Below are 18,836 nucleotides of genomic sequence, written 5' to 3'. Positions count from 1 at the left end.
TCCACGAGTGCGCGGCTTCCACAGTGGACAGTGCGAAACAAGCCAGTATCGCCGCGCCGAACACAGGCGGATCGGCGATCCCCGGCCCGGCCTCACCATCACCGATGGCCGCGGAATCCGGGCCCAGGCTTCGGCACCGTTCAGCCCGACATTGAGCCTCGATGTCACCGTGGTGAGCGGGCTCGAAGCAGATAGTCTGGGATAGCTTTTCAGGGTGACTCGGCGGTACATGTCGGTGCCTCATCGCGGGTGGCTGGGCCAGCCGCAGCTGCGCACAGGCGAGCGTGGGCATCGACAAGCAACGTGGTTCGAGCTGTTCTACGATCTGGCGTTTGTTGTCATTGTCGGGCAGATCGGCCTGATCGTCGTTCACGATCCGAGCTGGTGGGGGGTTGGCCAGGCGGCGCTGCTGTTTTCGGTGGTGTGGTGGGCGTGGGTCGGTGAGGTGTTCTACACGACCCGGTTCGACGCCGACACCGACCGGGCGAAGCGGCTGATCGGCACCCTGCAGCTCATCGCGCTCACGCTGTTGGCGGCGAGCATCGCCCGCGGTGGGCTTGCCGACATCCGGGTGATCGCCGCCGCGTACGCCTTGGTCCGCACGCTTCAGGTACTGGAGATTTGGCGGGCGCAGCGTTTCATCCCTGAGGCTCGCCCGCTCACACGTCATTTCCTCATCGGGTACGGCTCGGGCGTCCTGCTGTGGTGGGTGGGCGTGGCGCTGCCGGTCCGTTGGGGTGCCTGGCTGTGGGGCGCCGGGTTTCTCATCGAGATCCTGACCTATGTACGTGGCACCCGTTTTCATCGCCGGTACCCGCCGCATGTCAGCCACCTACCCGAGCGGTACGGGCTGTTCACGATCCTCATGCTGGGCGAGAGTTTCATCGGCGCAGTCGCCGGTTCCGCTACCCGCAGCTTGACGTGGTCGGCGGGCGTACTGGTCGCGCTGTCGGTAGCCGGCGCGGTCGCGATGTGGTGGATCTACTTCGACCGCATCGACATTGAAGCCATTACCGCCCTTTCCCGCCCGGGCACGGCCTCCCAACGCCCGTTCGTGATATGGCTGTTCGCCCACATGCCCATCGCGTTCGGACTGGCGCTCAACGGCGCAGGCGTCGACTTGCTGCTACACGAAAACACCGAACACAGCCGGCCCAGCGGGCTGATCCTCATCGCCGGCCAAATCATATTCGTGCTCGCCGAAGCGGTCGTATGCGCCACCGCCGTGGGCGCCGGGCCACCCCAACTGCGTCTGACCCACGGCGTAGCAGCCCGGGTCATATCCGCCGCCATGCTAGCGGTCGTGGCCCTCGTCGCCTGGCAGACCGACTCGGCAATGCTCACGCTTGTCTTGTCCGCCGCGGTGCTGTGGTCGGTGGTCATCTATGACTTCATCCGCGGCCGCCACGCCGGAATCATCACCTGACACTCACATCCCCGCGACGCCATCTACCGATACACAACGGAACCCGCGCCGACAGTAGGCAGCCTGCGCCCGATCTTACGGCGGGAAGTCACCGCCGCCGCGGCGCCGCTGGAACAGCGCACCGGAGTTCACGGACCAGACAGCGCGTCCATTGTGGAGGGGAGGATCGTGGGGTGCGTAGTGCGCTTGCGGCGAGGGGGTTGATGATGGCAACATGTCGGCGTGGCTTGCAGCGTGCGTCGATTTAGGTGCCCCCGGGTGACCGGTGGGCTGATCGAGCTGAGCTGAGACTTCCTCACGCCTGAGCAGTCAACCCCCGGTGGCCGGGGGCTTTTTCGTCTTGTGCCCAAGTCAGGTGTGTAGAGAAGGAAAACATGGACGATCAAATCGCGATCTTGGCTGGTTTGGCCGAGGCGACACAGGCGGCGCTTGACCGGATCGAGACCGCACCGACGCTGGCGGAGTTGGATGTGGTCCGCCGTGAAGCGATCGGCAAGACAGGAAAGGTCCTGGCGGTTCGCCGGATGATCGGCAACCTCGCCGCGGACCATAAGCGGGTGGTGGGCGCTGCGGTCAACGAGGCGCAGCAGCAGGTGGTTCATGCGCTTGAGCGTCGTGAACAGGAGCTGCTGGGAAGCGAGCCGGTGTTGGCGCATCCGTTCGACGTCACCCTGCCGGGGCTTTGGTTGGGTGACGGGACGTTACACCCGACGGTGCAGATGATGTACGACCTCAACGATGCCTTCGCTGCGCTCAACTTCGAGGTTTACGAAGGCCCGGAAATCAGCTCTGAGCAATTCGAGTTCGACTATATGAACTTCCCGCCCGATCATCCGGCCCGGGAGAGCATGGACACCTTCTGGCTGGAAGGGATGACGGGAAAGCAGGGGGCGCAACGGTTGTGTCTGCGTCCGCATCTGACGGGGGCAAGTGTGCGGTTCATGCGCGAGCGCACGCCGCCCTTCCGGTTTGTTTATCCGGGCCGGGTTTACCGCAACGAGAGCACCGACGCCCGGCACGAGCGGGCGTTCTTCCAGTACGAGGTGCTGATGGTGGATGAGCGGGTGCCGCTGACCGCGGGCAAGTTCCTCGTGGACACCATCCTTTCCACCGTGTTCGGCCGTGATGTTCCGACGAGAATGCGCACCGGCTTCTTCCCGTTCGTGGAGCCAGGTTTCGAGATTGACATGGTGTGTCAGGTCTGTTCCGGAGACGGCTGCCGAACGTGCCGCTATGTGGGGTGGCTTGAGGTGATGCCGGGCGGCAGCCCGCACCCGAACGTGCTGCGCGCCGGCGGCATCGACCCGGACCGGTGGACCGGGTTCTATGTCAATGTCGGCTTGGACCGGCTGGTCATGATGCGGTACGGCATCGATGACGTGCGGATGATGCACAGCGCCGATCTTCGCTACCTGCGCCAGTTCGCATAAGGAGACCACGTGAAACTGTCGCTTGAATGGATCTCCGAATTTGTTGATCTCCCTGCGGGGGTACCGGCAACGGAGCTGGCACATCAGCTCACGCTCAAGACGGTCGAGGTCGAGGACGTTGTCGATGTCTCGGCAGGGTTGGCAAACGTGGTGGTCGGCCGGATCGTGGCTGTGGCCTCGGCTTCCGGCGGAGGCAGCCAGGTCACGTGCGACCTGGGCGGGCAGTCGGTGAATGTGACGACCGTGTTGTCCGGTGTGGCAGCGGGCCGGTTCGTTGCCGTGGCGGTGTCCGTGGCCCCGGGGGGTGAAGTGGAATTGTGTTCGGCTGCAGGCCTTCGGCTTCACCAACTGTTTCCACGATCCGCAGCCGGCGAGGTGCTCGACCTCACCGACCTCAACCCGCCGGCCGGTGCTCGGCTGGCGGAGGTGATCGGGTTCGACGATGTCGTGCTGGAGGTCGACAACAAGTCGTTGACCAACCGCCCGGACCTGTGGGGGCATTACGGTGTCGCCCGCGAGTTCGCGGCGATCTACGGCCTGCCACTGCGTGCGCTGCCGTGCGCTGCCCGGCCACCGGCCGGGCAAGGATTGGTGGGACAGCTCGAACCGCAGCTGTGTCAGCGTTTCGCCGCCGTGCGCTTCAGCGCCGACAACAGCGGCGAGGCACCGCTGTGGCTGCGCAGCAGGCTGGCCCGGATAGGGGAGAACAGCATCAACCCGCTGGTGGACCTCAGCAACTACGTGATGTTCACCGTTGGGCAACCCAATCACGTCTACGACGCCGAACGGGTGACGCTCCCGCTGAGAGTGCTGGCCACCACCGCTGCCACAAAAGCAGATCTGCTCACCGGCCCCACGCAACTGCCCGCCGGCCTGCCGGTGGTGCGTGACCAGCACGCGGTGGTGGGCGTGGCAGGAGTTATCGGCGCGGCAGAATCCTCGGTCATCAGCACAAGCCGGCAGATGATCCTGGAGGTCGCCACGTTCCGTGCGCAGCCCGTGCGCAGCGCCTCCCAGCAGCTTGGCATCCGCACCGAGGCATCGGCACGCTACGAGAAGGGTCTAGACACCGACCGGGTCGACGCAGCGGTTGGCCTTTACCTGGCGCTGCTGGAAAAGCAGGTCCCGGGTGTCACCGTTGAGGGCATCGACGATGTCATTGTCGAGGCGACACAGCCTGCCCGGGTGCAGGTCGGTCTGGATTTCCTCAGCTCGCGTATCGGCGAGGACGTGGATGCGGCCAAGACGCAAACAGTGCTGCAATCGCTGGGATTCGCCGTGATCGCGCAGGACGGCAAGCTGGCCGTCACCGCCCCTTCTTGGCGCTCGACCGGGGACATTTCGCTGCCGCACGACATTGTCGAGGAGATCGCCCGCATCCGCGGGTATGACGATCTGCCGGTCGCCGCGCTGACCGTGGCGCTGCGTCCGGTGCGCCAACTTCACCAGCGTCCCCTCGACCGGGTTCTGCGCGAGCTGCTTGCCACGCGGGCCGGAATGCAGGAGGTCGTGACCTATCCCTGGGCCGCCGACCAGTACCTTGCCGCCGCAGGCCAAGACGGCCTGCCGCTGATCCGCTTCGAGGGCGCCCCGTCGCCGGACCGTGGCAACCTGCGGCCCACGTTGTTGCCGACACTGCTGGAGGCGATCGTCGGCAACCTGCGCTACCACGACAGTTTCGCGCTGTTCGAGGTGGGCACCGTGTTCCGGGCCGGACAGGACGAGCCATACAAAGGCCATTTCGAGGTGTTGCCACGCCAGGACAAACAGCTGGGAATGTGCCAGGTGGGAGGAGACGGCGCGGCACTGTTCAGGCGTGCCAAGGGAACCGTCGAAATGCTGAACCGCTACGGGCATCTGGTCGGGATAGGATTCGGCGAATCGCCTTGGCCGGCCTGGACCGACACGGTCGCCCGGCTGGGCATCACCGTGGACGACCAGACGGCCGGCATCATCGGGCTGGTGAACAAGCGATGCCTGCGAGCGGCCGGAATCGACGGCGGCGTGCACGTCGCCTATGCCGAAATCGATATCGGCAAGCTCGTGTCGCATCCTTCGCGGCACAACACTTACGTGCCGATCGCTGACCTGCCGGAGGCCGACTTCGACCTCTCAGTCGTGGTGGCGGAACGCATCGCGTGGGCTGAGCTGGAATCCGTGGTGGCGCAGTCCCATCCGCTGGTGCATCGTGTCGAGTTCGTCGACGAGTTCCGGGGGTCTTGGGTGCCTGCAGGACACCGGTCGGTGTCGCTGCGGGTGACATTGCGCCCGCGTGGCTCGACATTGACCGCGGAAGTCATCGGCGCGGCAAGAACGGCCAGCTTGGCCGCCTTGGAAACGCAAACGGGAGCCGTCCTACGGCAGTGACTCAGTTCGGGATCTGTTTGCCTCGACTGCCGTGGTCGCGCAACGGCCGGTCCCAACAAAGTGCTGCCATGGGGGCGGGCCGGCGATGCGGGCGGCGCTCCCGCGTCGACGAGCTGCGCCGCGAAGACGACGTGTCTTGAGTTCTCGGCCGACTCTCATCGCCGTTGCAGCAGAATGCTCACTGCGCCGTCACGTCAGCGCTTTAGGGATCGCGAACGACGCGTGGCAGCGTGGGCAGGCCACAGTCCCGAAGACGTATGGCAGTTTTCTGGTGACCTCGGGCCAGTCGCTGGCACGCGCGAGCGCGAGCAGCCGGCCTTCGACTGTGGCCGCGGGAGCCTCAACCGGCGTTACCGCAGTTGCCGCGAGCGAACCGTCTGAGAAACTCTCGGCTGTGACTTCCGAGTCATTGAGGTTAATCAGTAGATGTTCGCCACACGATGGACAGTCGAACTCCAACTCGCCATCGGTCAGCCGATCGAGGTTTCGCTGCCAGACACCCCCATCCTCGAAGGCCATGAGCGCTTGCAGCCCGTACACGAACTCTGTGTCATCCTTCGCGTGCTGAAGATTCACACTGGCCATGGTGCGAAGGTCGGCGACCTCGGTCTCGTAACGTCGGCGGGCTGCAGCTGCATCCTCGGCACCATCGTTCGAGGCGAGGATTGCGGCGGCCAAGTGCAACGCGGGCACGTACCCGCTCGGGGCACGCCGTCGGCTCATCTCGGCCAGCGCGGGCAGCGCGGCGTAGCTGGCGCTGTACACGGTGCCCTGATGGCAAAGACGACGCCACAACTCGTTCCAAGGATCGCCGTCATCCGCTGCGCGCTCGGCCTCAGCCAACAGAAGGGGCACCCGCTCGGCAGACCCGTATGCATCCCGCAACGATGCCCAATCAGTCACGCCCCCTATCCAACCAGAGTGAGGTCCACCAAACACGCGCGCCTCATAGGCCAAGCAAGAACACTTCTGCTCATGGCCGTAGCAGCGGGCCAGCCAATTTACCCGTGGTGGTTCGACCCGAGGCAATCATCGGTGCTCAACTATGACACCTATTCAGCAAGAACCTTTTTTGCAATCACCGGTTTTGCATGAGGCTGAGCTCCAAATCAAGGTTCGGCGGCGCTGTGCGATGCACGTTGCTTCAGACACAGCAACGGAAAGTTCGATCGGCCGTTCCCCCAAGGACAGCACCGGCAAGAGATGTCGGCGCGCAGCGACGACGGCGTCCGATAGCCGTTGTTCCCTCACGGCCAACGTCAAAAGCGCAACGGAAAGATGACGGCGATGCCGGCATCCGCTCACGGTTCCCAACAGGCAACGCTGATGGAACAAGTGCCGTCTTCCTCCGCTGGCGCGCACTACCGGCAAGCCAGCTCATGGACTAGCCGTTTCCTGGCGTCACGAACCCGCGGGCGGGTAGCCGCCGCAAGGCCGACGACAGCAGTACAGAAACCATTGTCCGCGTGGAAATTGCGCTGCCCGGGCCGGGCGGATGCACTATCGTTGCGTGTCGATAGGTGGGCTGGATCGAGCCTTCGGGTGGGAGGGCCTGTGGAGACCGTGCAGCGCGTCGCTACGGGCAGGTCCGTGACTACGCTGCGGTGGGACGGCGACGACCTTGTCGACTTCGCCGATGGCCCTGACCGCTGGCGTCTCGACGGCACGGTGGACATACCCAGCATCCGGCGCAGCTTCGGTCTTCCCTTCGATCGGGGGCTGGTCTCACCGTCGGGTCGCTTTCAGGCTGTGTACGCCGAACGCGGCACGAAAGCCTTGCTGTTGCAGGGCGGCGAGATCGTGCGTGAGCTGACCCGCGACCCCTACCCCTGCGCCGCAGACACCATCGACTATCCGATCGCGCTGGGCGCCCTATCCGACGGACGCGAGGTCGTGGTGCACTGCCCGGACCACCCCTACGTGCTGCAAATCGACGACGCACAGACCGGGCAACGCCTAACCGACGGGCCACGTGATCAACCCGACGTGTACCAATCTCGGCTCTCGATAAGCCCCGACGGGCGTCGCCTGATGACGGCCGGCGAGAGGTACGGAAACGACGAGGTAATGATCTTCGATCTTGACCTGGCGGTCCGCGACGCGAGCGCTCTGGACGGCGATGGCATCATGCCGCTCGACGCCTACTGTACCGATGTCGCGGCGGCGTGCTGGCTCGACTCCGACCGTGTCGTCATCGCCACTACCGACCACGAACCGTTGTTCGACGACGCCGACGCGCTCGGCCCGCGACAACTGGGCGTCTGGTCCGTCAGCCAATCCCGCTGGCTGCACCGCGCCACCGTCGGCTACCCGATGGGCACCCTGATCGCCTGCGGCTCGCGCGTCATCACGCTCTACGGCCATCCGCAACTGCTCGACCCCATAACCGGCGACGTGATCGCCGAATGGCCCGACGTGCCAATCGGCACGACGCAAGGCAGTTACGAGGACACCAACTTTCCCACGCCGATCGCCGCGCTGCATCCCGACCGGACACGCCTGGCGATCGCCGAGCCAGACGCCATCACCATCCTCACCCTGCCAAGCCCATGACCAGAACCATCGACGAGGTACGGCATAGCTGCGCACGCAGATCAACAACGCGCTGCGCCGACCCATTCGCTGAGCCCACTCCTCGGCGACGGCGTACGAAGACCGTTCCCATGTGAGACGGTCAGATCCCTGAGATCTGAGTCGGCCAGCCCGCTCGACGACAGCATTGACCACTAGGACCAAGTCCCGTTGCGGGCGTCATCGGTTCAGCGTCGAGAGCAACATGGCGTGCGACGTGGCGGGATCGCTGGGCGTGGCTCGCGGGACGATCCGCCGCTAGGTCGAGCCGGCGATGACGACGGGGGTTCGTGCCCGGTGTCGGCGCGTGCCCGAAGAAGCCGCATGATCAAAAATGGCCTCAGTCGGGCCGCGTGAGGATCTTCGGCTGGGCGTCTGCTAGGGCGTGGGTATCGGCGGCCGGGCCGACCATCGTCTGGCCTGTGCGCCGCAGGAGGGTGACTGTATGACTGACTGATCGTCGGCGGGCCTCGGTTGCCTTATGGCCATACATTAGTCGATGTGAGCGTTCACAACCGCCGGCGGTTTCTGATGTGGCTGGCAGCGGCCGCTTCCTCCGCCACAATGGGCGGATCAAAACCCCTGCGCAACGACGACCTTCTGGTCCTTGCGGGGGCCACGGTGATCGACGGAACGGGCTCACCCCCGCGGCCAGACACCACCATCGTGGTGGCTGGGGATCGCCTTGCTTGGATCGGGCACCATTCCCAAATGCCGCCGGCTGAGGTCGTCGACGTGCGCGGCAAATTCATCATCCCGGGATTGTGGGACATGCACACCCACGACGGTCTCAACGACCGGATCACGCTTGCGCTGCATATCGCCAACGGTGTGACCAGCGTCCGCGAAATGTGGGGTATGCCGCAAACCCATGCGGTCAGGCAGCGCATCGAACGTGGCCAGCTGCTTGGGCCCCGCTTCACCATCGCCAGCAACCTCATCGACGGTGCGCAGTCGGTCTGGGCGCCACGCGCCACCGAGGCGGTGTCCGCGGCCGATGGCCGGGCCGCGGTACGTGCCGCCAAGCTAGCCAACGCCGACTTCATCAAAGTGTATTCCTACCTGGGGCAGGAGGCGTTCTATGCCCTGGCCGACGAGGCGGGCCGGCTCGGGCTGCCCTTCGCCGGTCATCAGCCGATCCGCCTGCCGGTACGCGACGTGGTCACCGCGGGCATGCGCAGCTTCGAGCACCTGTTCAGCATGCCGACCGCGACGTCGGTGCACGAAACCCGCATCCTGCAACGGCTCAACGACTATCACAGCTCCCGGGCAAACCCGGGCGGCCTATTCGACCTCATGTACGAGGCCGAAGTGGAGGCGTCGCTGGCTCACGATCCAAGCAAGGCGGCGGCGCTGTATGACCTCATGGCGCACAAGAACTGCTGGCAGACACCAACCCTGACGGTTAGGCGGGTGTCGTCGGTGCCGGCGGACATGCTGCGCGACGATCCGCGCCTGAAGTACATCGACAACGCCACCCGCCAATGGTGGACCGCCTCCCTCAACCGGGCTGCACCACCGCCCGCGTTCACACGCTTCAGGATGGACATGGTCGCCGCGATGGAGCGGGCAGGCGTGGGCATCCTCGGCGGCACCGACGCCCCCAATCCCTTTGTGTTCCCAGGTTTCGCCGCCCACGACGAACTCGAACTGCTTGTGCAAGCCGGGCTCAGCCCGGCACGAGCGCTGCGCACAATGACCGCCGACGCGGCTCGCTTTCAAGGTCTGCAAACCACCATGGGCACGGTCGAGACCAACAAAGTCGCCGACCTGCTAGTGCTCGACGCCAACCCGCTGACCGACATCCGCAACACCCAGCGCATCCACGCCATCGTCACACGCGGCAAGCTCATCACCGCACAACAACGAGCCAAGATCCTGGCCCAAGTACAGGAGGCAGCCAACGCACCAGCCGGCCACGCCCTCGGCACGGCCTGCCGCTGCCAATGACGCACGCCCATCAGCGCGATGCACCACCGACATCGAGTCGTCCGATGACCGTTCCATAGTGAGACCGGGCTCACGCCGTCCGATAAGGACTCGCCGGCTGATCGCCTGCCGGGTCACTGCGCGATGTGGTCTTTTGTGTTTGCGCCCATCATTTGGCGGGCTTCAGCGCAGTCGGCCTCGGCGAACTTCGTGTTGGCCGTGGCCCGGTGGGTTTCGGCTCGTTGGGTGTCGCCCATGTGTGATGCGAGCGTGCTGATCGCGTCATGTAGTAGACCCTCTTCCAGCGGGTCGGGCAGGCGCTTGCGCAGCGTCCAGGCCTGTTTCAGTAGTTGGTGCGCGCCGGAGTGGTCGTTTTGGGCGGTCAGGCCGGCCGCGAGGGTGGTCAGCACTGCAGACTCGCCATGCTCGTCGTGCATGCCGCGGAACAGTTCCAACGCCTGCTCCAGGTGGCCGGCGGCCTTCGTGAGGTCGCCCGTGCGTGTGTGTATCTTGCCGATCCAGTGCAGGCTCAAAGCGGCCATGCGGTCGTCTCCGATGTCGCGTTGCAAGCCAAGCGCCTGGTTTAGCAGCTCGAGCGCGGCAGCCCGGTCGCCGGCGGCAAACTTCGTCTTGCCGAGTTCGTACAGGGCCTGCCCCTCGCCTTGGGGGTAGCCTGCCTCGCGCCAGATCGCCAGCGCGCGCAGCAGGCTGTCTTGGCTCAGGGCGAGGTCGCCCAGGTCCCTTGCCTTGTTGCCGATATTGTCGAGTGTATATCCACTTCGGACAGTGTCGCAGGCAGCAGTGTAAAGCTCGAGCGCATGCTGGTAGGCCGCCAGCGACTCTTTGTGCCGGTTCATCCATCCCTTGGTGGTGCCGAGGTTGGTCCACGCCGCTGCCTCGCGTGCGGGTTCGCCCAGTTCCTGCCAGATAGCGAGCTGCTGCTGGTGCAGATCGATCGAGTCCTGCATTCGGTGGGCGATGTTGGCGGCGATGCCCGCAATGTTCAGCATGATCCCTTCGGCGCGGCGGTCGCCGGTGCGCCTTGCGGCACCCAGACCCCAGTTGGCGCATGCGAGGAAGTCGGCCGGCCGGGTACACGATAGGTAGAACGAGAAAAGGAGGTAAGCCAATTGCCAGGACTCGAGGTCGAAACCATGCCGGGACGCGTCGCGCACGACCAGCGGAAGGTTGTCCGCCTCGCCGCTCAGATAGGCCAATGCGGCCTTCTGACCGGCCGCGAATGGCAGTGGCTCGGACTTGGTGGGGCGGGTGACGAGATTGTTTAGTGGGGTGACCAGGCGGTTGCAGCCGTCGGCGACATCGAGGTACCAGTGCAGCAGGCGATGCCGGGCTGCATCGCGCTGGTCTGCGGTCTCTTGCGACTCTAGTAGCTCACCAGCGAAGAGGCGCAACAGATCGTGAACACGGTATCGACCGACATCGACGGCGTCGATGAGGTGGGCGCTCGCCAGACGGGCCAGCAGGGTGGTCGTGGCTTTGGCCGTGTGGTGGGTCAGCGCCGCGACGAGATCGGTGGCGAACGTCGTCCCGGGATGCAGGCTCAGCAGGCGGAACGCACGAGCCTCGGGCGTGGAAAGTGCTCGGTATGACCACTGGAACGCGCCTCGCACGCTGCGCCCGCCGTCCTCGACCGACAGGCCGCCGAGCCGCTGCTGCTCACGCGCGAGTTCGGTGGCCATGGACTCGAGTTTGCGATCCGGGTCTGCGAGCAGCTTCGCGGCGGTGATTCGCAGCGCGAGCGGCAGGCCACCGCACAGCCGCGCCAGTACGTCGGCGGCCTCTGGCTCGGCTGCTATGCGCTGCGCGCCGATGACCAGGGCGACCAATGATATTGAATCGTCGATGGACAGCATGCCGAGGTGATGGCGGTTGGCGGCCTGGTGCGTGGACAAGGCGGTCAGGCTGTAGCGGCTGGTCACAATCACCGCGCACGATGGCGTGGCCGGAAGCAGCGGCAGGATTTGCTCGGTGCTGGCCGCGTTGTCCAGGACGACGAGCAAGCTGCGGCCCGCGACTGCCGTTCGGTAGCGTGCGGCCAGCTCGTTTTGGTCCTCTGGCAGCCGGGACTCGTCCGTGCCCAGCGATCGCAGGAGGTACACCAGCGCCTCTGCGCATCCAACCGAGGCTGCGGGGTCGTGGCCGCGCAGATCGATGAACAGCTGGCCGTCGCCGAAGCGGGGCGCAAGCGAGTGCGCGAGCTCCAGGGCCAGACTGGTCTTGCCGACGCCAGGGCCGCCCTCGACGCAGACGATTTGCGCGCGGGTGTGCTGTCCTTCAAGCAGGGATCGCAGGCTGGACAGCTCGGTGCGACGTCCGGTGAAGTGGCCGGTACGCGGGAGCAGCTGCGCGACCACGACCGGCTCGCGGACCTCGGGTTCCGCTGTGGCGTCGGACAACACCAGTCCGAACGCCTCCACGAGCTCCTGTCCCGGTTCGACGCCGAGGTCGTCGCGCAACGACTGTTGGATGCGGCGATAGGTGTTGATCGCGTCGCCCCTGCGGCCAACCGCGTGCAAGGCACGGATCAGCAGCGCCTGGATCGCCTCGTCCCACGGCCGGGCTGCAGCCGCCTCCTTCAGCGGGGCAAGCACCTGCGCGGCGTCGCCGGTCTCAATCGTGGCTGCGGCGTGCCAGGCGATGGCCGTCCAGCGATCATCCACAAGGGACGCGAAGGTCCTCTGATCGCTGAAGAAAGCGGCGTCCTGCAGCGGGCTGGCCCACTCGGCCAGAACAGGCGTGAGCAGCGACCTGACTCGAGTGTGATCGCCCGCTCGGCGTGCCGTCGCGGCCTGGGAGAGGCCTCGCCGGAAGCGCAATGCGTCCACCGCGCCAGGGTCGATTCGCAGCGCGTAACCATCGCCGATGGCAGTCAGGACCTGGCCTGGATGGCGGGCGGGCCGGTGCGGCTCGAAGGCCCGCCGCAGCCGCGTCACGTAGACCTGGATCACGTTGGCATGGCTGGCGGGAGGTTCGTCTCCCCAAAGCGACTCGGTCAGGTACGACCGCGACAGCGGCTGGCCCGCAGCGAGAGCGAGCAGCGCCAGCAGGCCCTTCTGACGCGGCGAGCCCAGATCCAGCTCAGCGTCACCCAGCCAGCCGCGGACCGGACCAAGAAGTTGGATGCGTGGATTCATGTCATCTGCCCCGATTTCAACGACGTTAAGCCGTCATTCAACCAACTAAGGCACGGTACTCGCATTACTTCATTTCTTCTCCTTGATGGATGGAGGCTAGTGCGCGCTTTCAAGGCGATCGCGAACCACCGTGCCGGGCTTCAGCAACAGAGAGGCCATAGGGCACAGCTGTTTGGCTGGACGAAGTCAAACATCGGCACGGGCCCACACACATCCGCATCGGACCGCACAGCCGGAGTTCAACCGCGCCGCCTGCACGATGCGTTCCACCAGCCCCTTCGCGGTGCCAAGGCCCGCGCCCTGGGCGGACGGGTCAATGCCACCCCCAGACGCTGGAGGATCCTGACTAAGCTGCGCTGCTGCCCACAGCGGGCCACCCCGATCCTGGCCGCCGTCACCGTACTCCAGCACACCGAGGAAAGATCGATGATTATCGCGATGAAAACAGCTGAGGGACCGGCCAGCGGCGATCAATACGGGAGTGTCCGCTCAGCACAACGAGAGGAAGGAGTACCCATACGGGGCAACACCTGACGACGCATCGCACGACGGCTGATACGGCAACGGCTGCCGTGACGCTCGTTAGCGGACGTACGGGGGGGTCTGTGGGTAGACGGCACGAGCGTCTCCCCACGGCGCGACGTTCACCGTCCCCGGAACACGGCGAAACGCTTTGGCTTTGTCGTCCGCTTTCGCCGCTCACCTAGCGTCTGGGTTGGATGGTCGGATCCCATCCCGCTTATGTGAAGTAGCCCACGAAACTGGTGGTGCATGTGCAATTCATAGAACGACATATGGCAAGACACTCATGCCTCAAAGAGAGGCGGCCCTGCGGGGGTAGGCCCACCGTTCGGTCTGTCATGGTGTATACGGGAGGAGACATATGGTAAGGCGAATCACTCGGGGGCTGTTGGTGCTGGCCCTTATGCTGAGCGGACTCACCGCCGTCAACGCGTCACCGGCGATGGCGGCTTCGGGAACCCTATGCAACACCTCGAACCCCAATGTGCACGTCTGCATCCACGGCAAAGCCGGCATTAGCCGGTGCACAGGCTGGATCTACCTTGCCACCCCGGCGAGCCAATCGGTTCACCATTGGGGGCTCGTCATGGTGATAAAGGGCCATGCGCAACAGGTGGCCGATGGTGTGTTCACCACCGTGAAGAACTACCCCTACCCCGCCGCAAGCAGGCCATGCGACAGCTTGCCCAACGAGGATTACACGGCAAAATCGATCGTCTACGTCTACACTTCAAGCGGTGTGCTGCATTACAACATCTCCAGCCCAACGGCGAGCTTCGTCAACTGACTTTCGTCTCGCGCAATGACAACCGGCCCGTGCATTGGCGCGGGCCGGTTGGCGTCGGAAACCACGGCAGCGCCGTCGGTGCTCTGCAGCGCACACTCACCGGCTGCTTCGACGCCGGCTTGAAGGTGGACAACGATTAAGCGGCACCTCAGCGCGTTCAATCAGTCGTGGGCACTAGCGTCGACGGTATCTAGGCCGTCGACAAATACGCGGCACAGCACGCGACCGCGAACTGATTGACGACAGCAGGCCACCCGGCTTCTGACGGTGATAACGTCGCCAGCACAAGCTGAGTAGCTGGAACGGCACCCCCCGGTCTCATTGAGGGATCGCTCATTGAGAGCGTGGGTTTCTGAGTGAGCGCATGTACAGGCATCCGCATACGGCACCGTTCGAGACGTTGAGATCTACATCATCAGATCCGCATTAATGCGCGATCGGTTGAGTGGCGAGCGATCCGTGTTGCCTGGAACATCCGCGCCGCAACGTTTCCCAAGTGTGCCGCCGCTGCGATCGCGTTGGTGGTGAGGCCGAGTACCGCTGAGGATAGCCTTCACGTTGCCAAATCTCATAGCGTTTCAATCGCAGCGATATGTATTGGCTAGCAAGAGGACGACTCGGTGGAGGATGCCATGAACACTGAATACCGTTCCGCGAAGCCAGGTGTTTGCGGCACCGTCCGCTTGGTGTTGGTTTTGCGACGCGAAGGGGATCGCGGCTCGCTTCGCTCGCGATCACTGTCCGGTGGGTTGGTCTAACGATCTGGACAGTCGGCCTTGACGCCGGACGCAACAGCGTTGCGCATGGGAGGTCCATCTCGGTGCGCTTGGCCCAGCCTCACCGATGCCTGATCGGCGACCGGGCGGCCTGGTAAAACGCTGAAATGATATTCATGCCACCTTCAACGGTGGGTCCGTCAATCGAAACCTATATTTGGCATGCTCGATGTGCCCGCGCGCCAAGCCCCTGCCGGCCCCCTTCCGGCCACGGTGCCGGGCAGTCAGGAGCCTGCACATGGCCCGCGCCATCAAGGCCGCCATCACCGTGGCGGCCGCAATCTGCATCACCGTGGCCATCGCCGCGACCCCGGCCTACGCCACCCCGCCCAACATCCCGTCCTACAGCACCGCGCTGAGCCGCCTCAACTCGCTCACAGTCGCAGCGGAGTCGCACCAGTCCACGTACAACCGGGACCTGTTCCCGCACTGGATCACGATCACGGGCTCGTGCAACACCCGAGAGCAGGTGCTCAAACGCGACGGCAGCAACGTGGTCGTCAACAGCAGCTGCGCCGCCGTCTCCGGATCCTGGTACAGCCCGTTCGACGGGGCGACCTGGACCAATGCCTCCGACGTCGACATCGATCACATGGTCCCGCTGTCCGAGGCCTGGGCGTCGGGCGCCTGGGCATGGACGACAGCCAGGCGGCAGACCTACGCCAACGACCTCGGTGGACCAGAACTGTGGGCCGTCACCGACAACGTCAACCAGTCCAAAGGCGACAAGGACCCTGCCGAATGGCAGCCGTCGCTTTCCTCATTCCGGTGTACCTACGCCCGCGCCTGGATCCAGGTCAAGTACTTCTACGCCCTGACGGTCGACAGCGCCGAGAAGTCAGCCCTCAACAGCATGCTCGCCACCTGCTGAACACCACGTTGCGGTGGCCCGCCTCGGGCCACCGCACACCAGGTCCGAGCCCGCCGAACGCCCGTCGCTCGAATGCCGCCCATTGCCCGCTATCAACGTGTTCTCGGCCACGACGACAATCTCACCCGCAAGTCAGCCGCCTACCGTGCACCTACGCAGCAATGCAGCGTTGGCCGGCCCGGATCCGCCGTGGTCAGAGTTGAGCGTCGCCGATGGTCAGCGCATTCCCGGACATCAGGTCTCATCCTCGACCCCTATTCTGAGGGCTCTGGAACCAATCGCAACGGAACCGTCACTGGACGTTCGTGGTCGTCGTCGCTGATAGGGCCTTCGCCGTGCGTGCCGCAGGTGCCGTGTCTTGATCTCACCCTGCCCGAGGCGACTCGCGGCGCCCGCAGCGGCATCTTTGCCCCAGCAGGGCAAACCGACTGATGATCAAAATCGACGCGATCGCGTGCTTGGCGGTGATGGCGGCCGGCTGGCAGTCGTTATCAACTATTGGCTCATGCGGCTTGGCGTTCGCGGCGGCATCGAAGACGCAACCCGCCGCGAATGGTCGTGGGCGGCCGAACAGCTCTGGATACGCCAAAGAGCGCACAAGCGGCACGCACAAGCCCGCAGGAAACGCCTTTGTGATGGCGAAATTTGCCTGATCCCGAAAGGATGATGCTGGCTGGGGTACACCCGCCCAGTCGACAGGATCTGTCATACCCTGCGCCGAGACTGGGCTGCAGTGCCATCACTCGTGTCGACCAACCGCATCATGTTTGCATGACTTGGTGTCGTGCCCGCTGCAGTACTTGGGCGGCCGGATACACCCAGCCCCGATTGGAGCAGCTGTGACCCAGACCGCCGCCACCATCGCAGACCAGAAGTCCACCGACGCCGCAGACGTGCCGGCCTATGGTGCGGCCGGTGAGCCGGTCCTGCCAGAGCTGCGCACGACGTGGTGGGAGACGGGAATGAAAGCCCGCGCGGACGCGCGACTGCTGACCGTTCTCACCCAGTTGCCGCGATTGGTTGCCACGGCCATGGCGATCAGCTGGCGGGCCGACCGTCGCCGCACCGTCATCGTCGCTGCCGCCACGATCGCAGCCGGGGTGATGTCGGCGTTCGGCCTGCTGGCCACCCAGCGGGTCCTGATTGAGCTGTTCGCTGCCGGGCCGACACCGCAGCGGATCACTGCCGCGTTGCCTGCTTTGGGGTGGCTGGCGGCAGTCACGGCGTTGCGGGCGAGCATGGGCATCATCAACGGCTATGCCCAAAACGGGCTCACCCCTCGGGTGAACCGCGAGATCGAGCGGCACCTTTTCGAGACCACGACGGCGGTGCGTCTGGATGCCTTTGATCAGGACGAGTTCGCCGACGACATGGAACGCGCCTCGCGTGGCACCGATTCAGCCATCGCTTTGGTGCAGGGCGCGTTCAACTTCCTCGCCGGCTTGGCGGGGCTGATCGCGGTCACCATCGCGGTCATCGTCATTCACCCGCTGCTGCTACCGGCCCTGCTGGTGGCCACCACACCCAACGCGTGGGCGGCGATCAAAGCCGGGCATCAGCGCTACCAGACCTACGTCGCCGGATCGGCCCGGCGCCGCCGGCTGTGGGTGCTGCAGCAGCAGATGGCCGAAAGGCGAAGCGCCACCGAGCTGCGTTCCTACACGCTGCGTGGCTTCCTGCTCAACCTCTACGACAGGGTCATGGGTGCGGAAACCGCGATCCAGCTCAAACTTGCCCGGCAGGTCACCACCACGACGACGATCGGGGCGGTCATCGGCGGGCTGGCAACCACCGCCGTGTACGTGCTGCTCGGGCTGCTGCTGTTCACGGGGAACATTCCCCTTTCGGCGGCGGCGACCTGTGTGATCGCGGTACAGGCAGCGCAACGGTCGCTGTCGACGGTGACCATCCACATCGACCGGATCTACCTGGAGGGCCAGCATTTCGGCGACTACACGGGCTTCATGCACCGCGCCCAAGCACACATGCCGCCCGACAAGGGAGCCATAGATCCCGGGCCCCTGTCCGAGCTTGCCATCAGCCACGTGAGCATGTCCTACCCCGACCGTGACACCCCCGCGGTCGACAACGTCAGCCTCACCCTCAAGGCAGGGCAGACCATCGCGTTCGTCGGCGAAAACGGCTCCGGCAAAACAACCTTGGCCGCCATCATCGCCGGGCTGCGCCAACCCGGCACCGGCACCGTCAGCTGGAACGGTCACCCGGTCAGCGACCTGGACACCGCACGCTGGCAGGCCCGCATCGCTGTGGTCACCCAGGACTTCCATCGATGGCCGTTCAGCGCCGCCACCAACGTGGCCATCGGCGACAGCACCGCCACCGCAGACCTGCCACGCATTTACGCCGCCGCCCGCCGCGCCGCCGCCCACGACATGATCCTTGACCTGCCTTTTGGTTACGACACCCTGCTGGACCGGACTTTCAAAGATGGGCAAGAACTGTCCGGCGGGCAGTGGCAGCGCGTCACCGCCGCCCGCGGCTTCATGCGAGAAGCTGACCTGCTCATCATGGACGAGCCATCCTCGGCATTGGACCCGAAAGCCGAACACGCGCTCTTCCAGGCAATCCGCGACCGCCAGGGCTCCCTGACCACGATCCTGATCACGCATCGGTTGGCCAACGTCCGGCACGCCGACGTCATCTACGTCCTCGACCGGGGCAAGCTCCTCCAGTCCGGCAACCACGACCAGCTCATGGCCGCAGCCGGAGCCTACCGAACGTTGTTCACCTTGCAGGCTCAGGGCTACGCCACAGCCAAGGAGGCAGCGTGAGGATTGCCCTCGCGACCGCGAGCCAGTAAAAGATTGCGGGCCTGTTGCACCACCCAGGCACCGGTGGGATGCGCGGTGACACCGGCGATGTGGACCTGACGGGTGTCCAGCTCGATGACGAACAGGACGTAGATCCGTATGAGGAAACGGCGTCGACCGTGAAGAAGTCGCAGGCCAGGATCGTGTGTGCCTGAGCGGTCAGGAACTGCC

12 protein-coding genes are annotated in these 18,836 nt (G+C 65.0%); 10 read left to right on the top strand and 2 right to left on the bottom strand.

The features are described 5' to 3' along the window. Positions 1 to 214 precede the first annotated feature (214 nt). From Rhe02_RS32500 to Rhe02_RS32490, 3 genes are all read left to right on the top strand, one after another. A complete protein-coding gene (locus Rhe02_RS32500; protein WP_203912253.1) occupies positions 215 to 1,426 on the top strand; it encodes a low temperature requirement protein A in 1,212 nt (403 codons plus the stop codon). A 374-nt stretch (positions 1,427 to 1,800) separates the two neighbouring features. Next, positions 1,801 to 2,856: a phenylalanine--tRNA ligase subunit alpha gene (locus Rhe02_RS32495; RefSeq protein ID WP_203912252.1), complete on the top strand. Its 1,056-nt coding sequence runs from the start codon at positions 1,801 to 1,803 to the stop codon at positions 2,854 to 2,856. Positions 2,857 to 2,865: 9 nt separating this feature from the next. Continuing rightward, positions 2,866 to 5,223, top strand: coding sequence for a phenylalanine--tRNA ligase subunit beta (locus Rhe02_RS32490; RefSeq protein WP_203912251.1), 2,358 nt, complete (start codon positions 2,866 to 2,868; stop codon positions 5,221 to 5,223). Between the two features lie 189 nt (positions 5,224 to 5,412). Here the strand turns inward: Rhe02_RS32490 and Rhe02_RS32485 are convergent, their stop codons facing one another. Beyond that, positions 5,413 to 6,066, bottom strand: a complete 654-nt coding sequence (locus tag Rhe02_RS32485; protein ID WP_203912250.1) for a hypothetical protein — start codon at positions 6,064 to 6,066, stop codon at positions 5,413 to 5,415. A gap of 747 nt (positions 6,067 to 6,813) precedes the next feature. Here Rhe02_RS32485 and Rhe02_RS32480 point away from each other — a divergent pair. Together Rhe02_RS32480 and Rhe02_RS32475 are read left to right on the top strand one after the other, a co-directional pair. Next, positions 6,814 to 7,776: a TolB-like translocation protein gene (locus Rhe02_RS32480; protein ID WP_203912249.1), complete on the top strand. Its 963-nt coding sequence runs from the start codon at positions 6,814 to 6,816 to the stop codon at positions 7,774 to 7,776. A 519-nt stretch (positions 7,777 to 8,295) separates the two neighbouring features. Next, positions 8,296 to 9,744, top strand: a complete 1,449-nt coding sequence (locus Rhe02_RS32475; protein ID WP_203912248.1) for an amidohydrolase family protein — start codon at positions 8,296 to 8,298, stop codon at positions 9,742 to 9,744. A gap of 113 nt (positions 9,745 to 9,857) precedes the next feature. Here Rhe02_RS32475 and Rhe02_RS32470 read toward each other — a convergent pair whose 3' ends face one another. Next, a complete protein-coding gene (locus Rhe02_RS32470) occupies positions 9,858 to 12,878 on the bottom strand; it encodes an AfsR/SARP family transcriptional regulator (RefSeq protein ID WP_203912247.1) in 3,021 nt (1,006 codons plus the stop codon). Positions 12,879 to 13,761: 883 nt separating this feature from the next. On the opposite strand from Rhe02_RS32470, the gene Rhe02_RS32465 reads away from it, so the two are divergent. The 5 genes from Rhe02_RS32465 to Rhe02_RS50635 all read left to right on the top strand — a co-directional run bounded on the left by Rhe02_RS32465 (position 13,762) and on the right by Rhe02_RS50635 (position 18,820). After that, positions 13,762 to 14,187 carry a hypothetical protein gene (locus tag Rhe02_RS32465; protein WP_203912246.1) on the top strand — a complete coding sequence of 142 codons (426 nt, stop codon included), beginning with the start codon at positions 13,762 to 13,764 and terminating at the stop codon, positions 14,185 to 14,187. Positions 14,188 to 15,201: 1,014 nt separating this feature from the next. Further along, positions 15,202 to 15,834, top strand: a complete 633-nt coding sequence (locus Rhe02_RS32460; protein WP_203912245.1) for an HNH endonuclease family protein — start codon at positions 15,202 to 15,204, stop codon at positions 15,832 to 15,834. Between the two features lie 431 nt (positions 15,835 to 16,265). After that, positions 16,266 to 16,487 (top strand): hypothetical protein, encoded by a 222-nt coding sequence (locus Rhe02_RS32455; RefSeq protein WP_203912244.1) that lies wholly within the window; start codon positions 16,266 to 16,268, stop codon positions 16,485 to 16,487. Positions 16,488 to 16,796: 309 nt separating this feature from the next. Continuing rightward, positions 16,797 to 18,626 (top strand): ABC transporter ATP-binding protein, encoded by a 1,830-nt coding sequence (locus tag Rhe02_RS32450; protein WP_203912260.1) that lies wholly within the window; start codon positions 16,797 to 16,799, stop codon positions 18,624 to 18,626. 68 nt (positions 18,627 to 18,694) lie between these two features. Beyond that, positions 18,695 to 18,820: a hypothetical protein gene (locus Rhe02_RS50635; RefSeq protein ID WP_275412659.1), complete on the top strand. Its 126-nt coding sequence runs from the start codon at positions 18,695 to 18,697 to the stop codon at positions 18,818 to 18,820. The last annotated feature ends 16 nt before the right edge of the window (positions 18,821 to 18,836 follow it).

It is taken from the genome of Rhizocola hellebori (assembly GCF_016862955.1).
Lineage (GTDB): Bacteria > Actinomycetota > Actinomycetes > Mycobacteriales > Micromonosporaceae > Rhizocola > Rhizocola hellebori.
The sequence above is the reverse complement of the archived record's forward strand: the minus strand, read 5'-3'. Positions and strand labels throughout refer to the sequence as shown.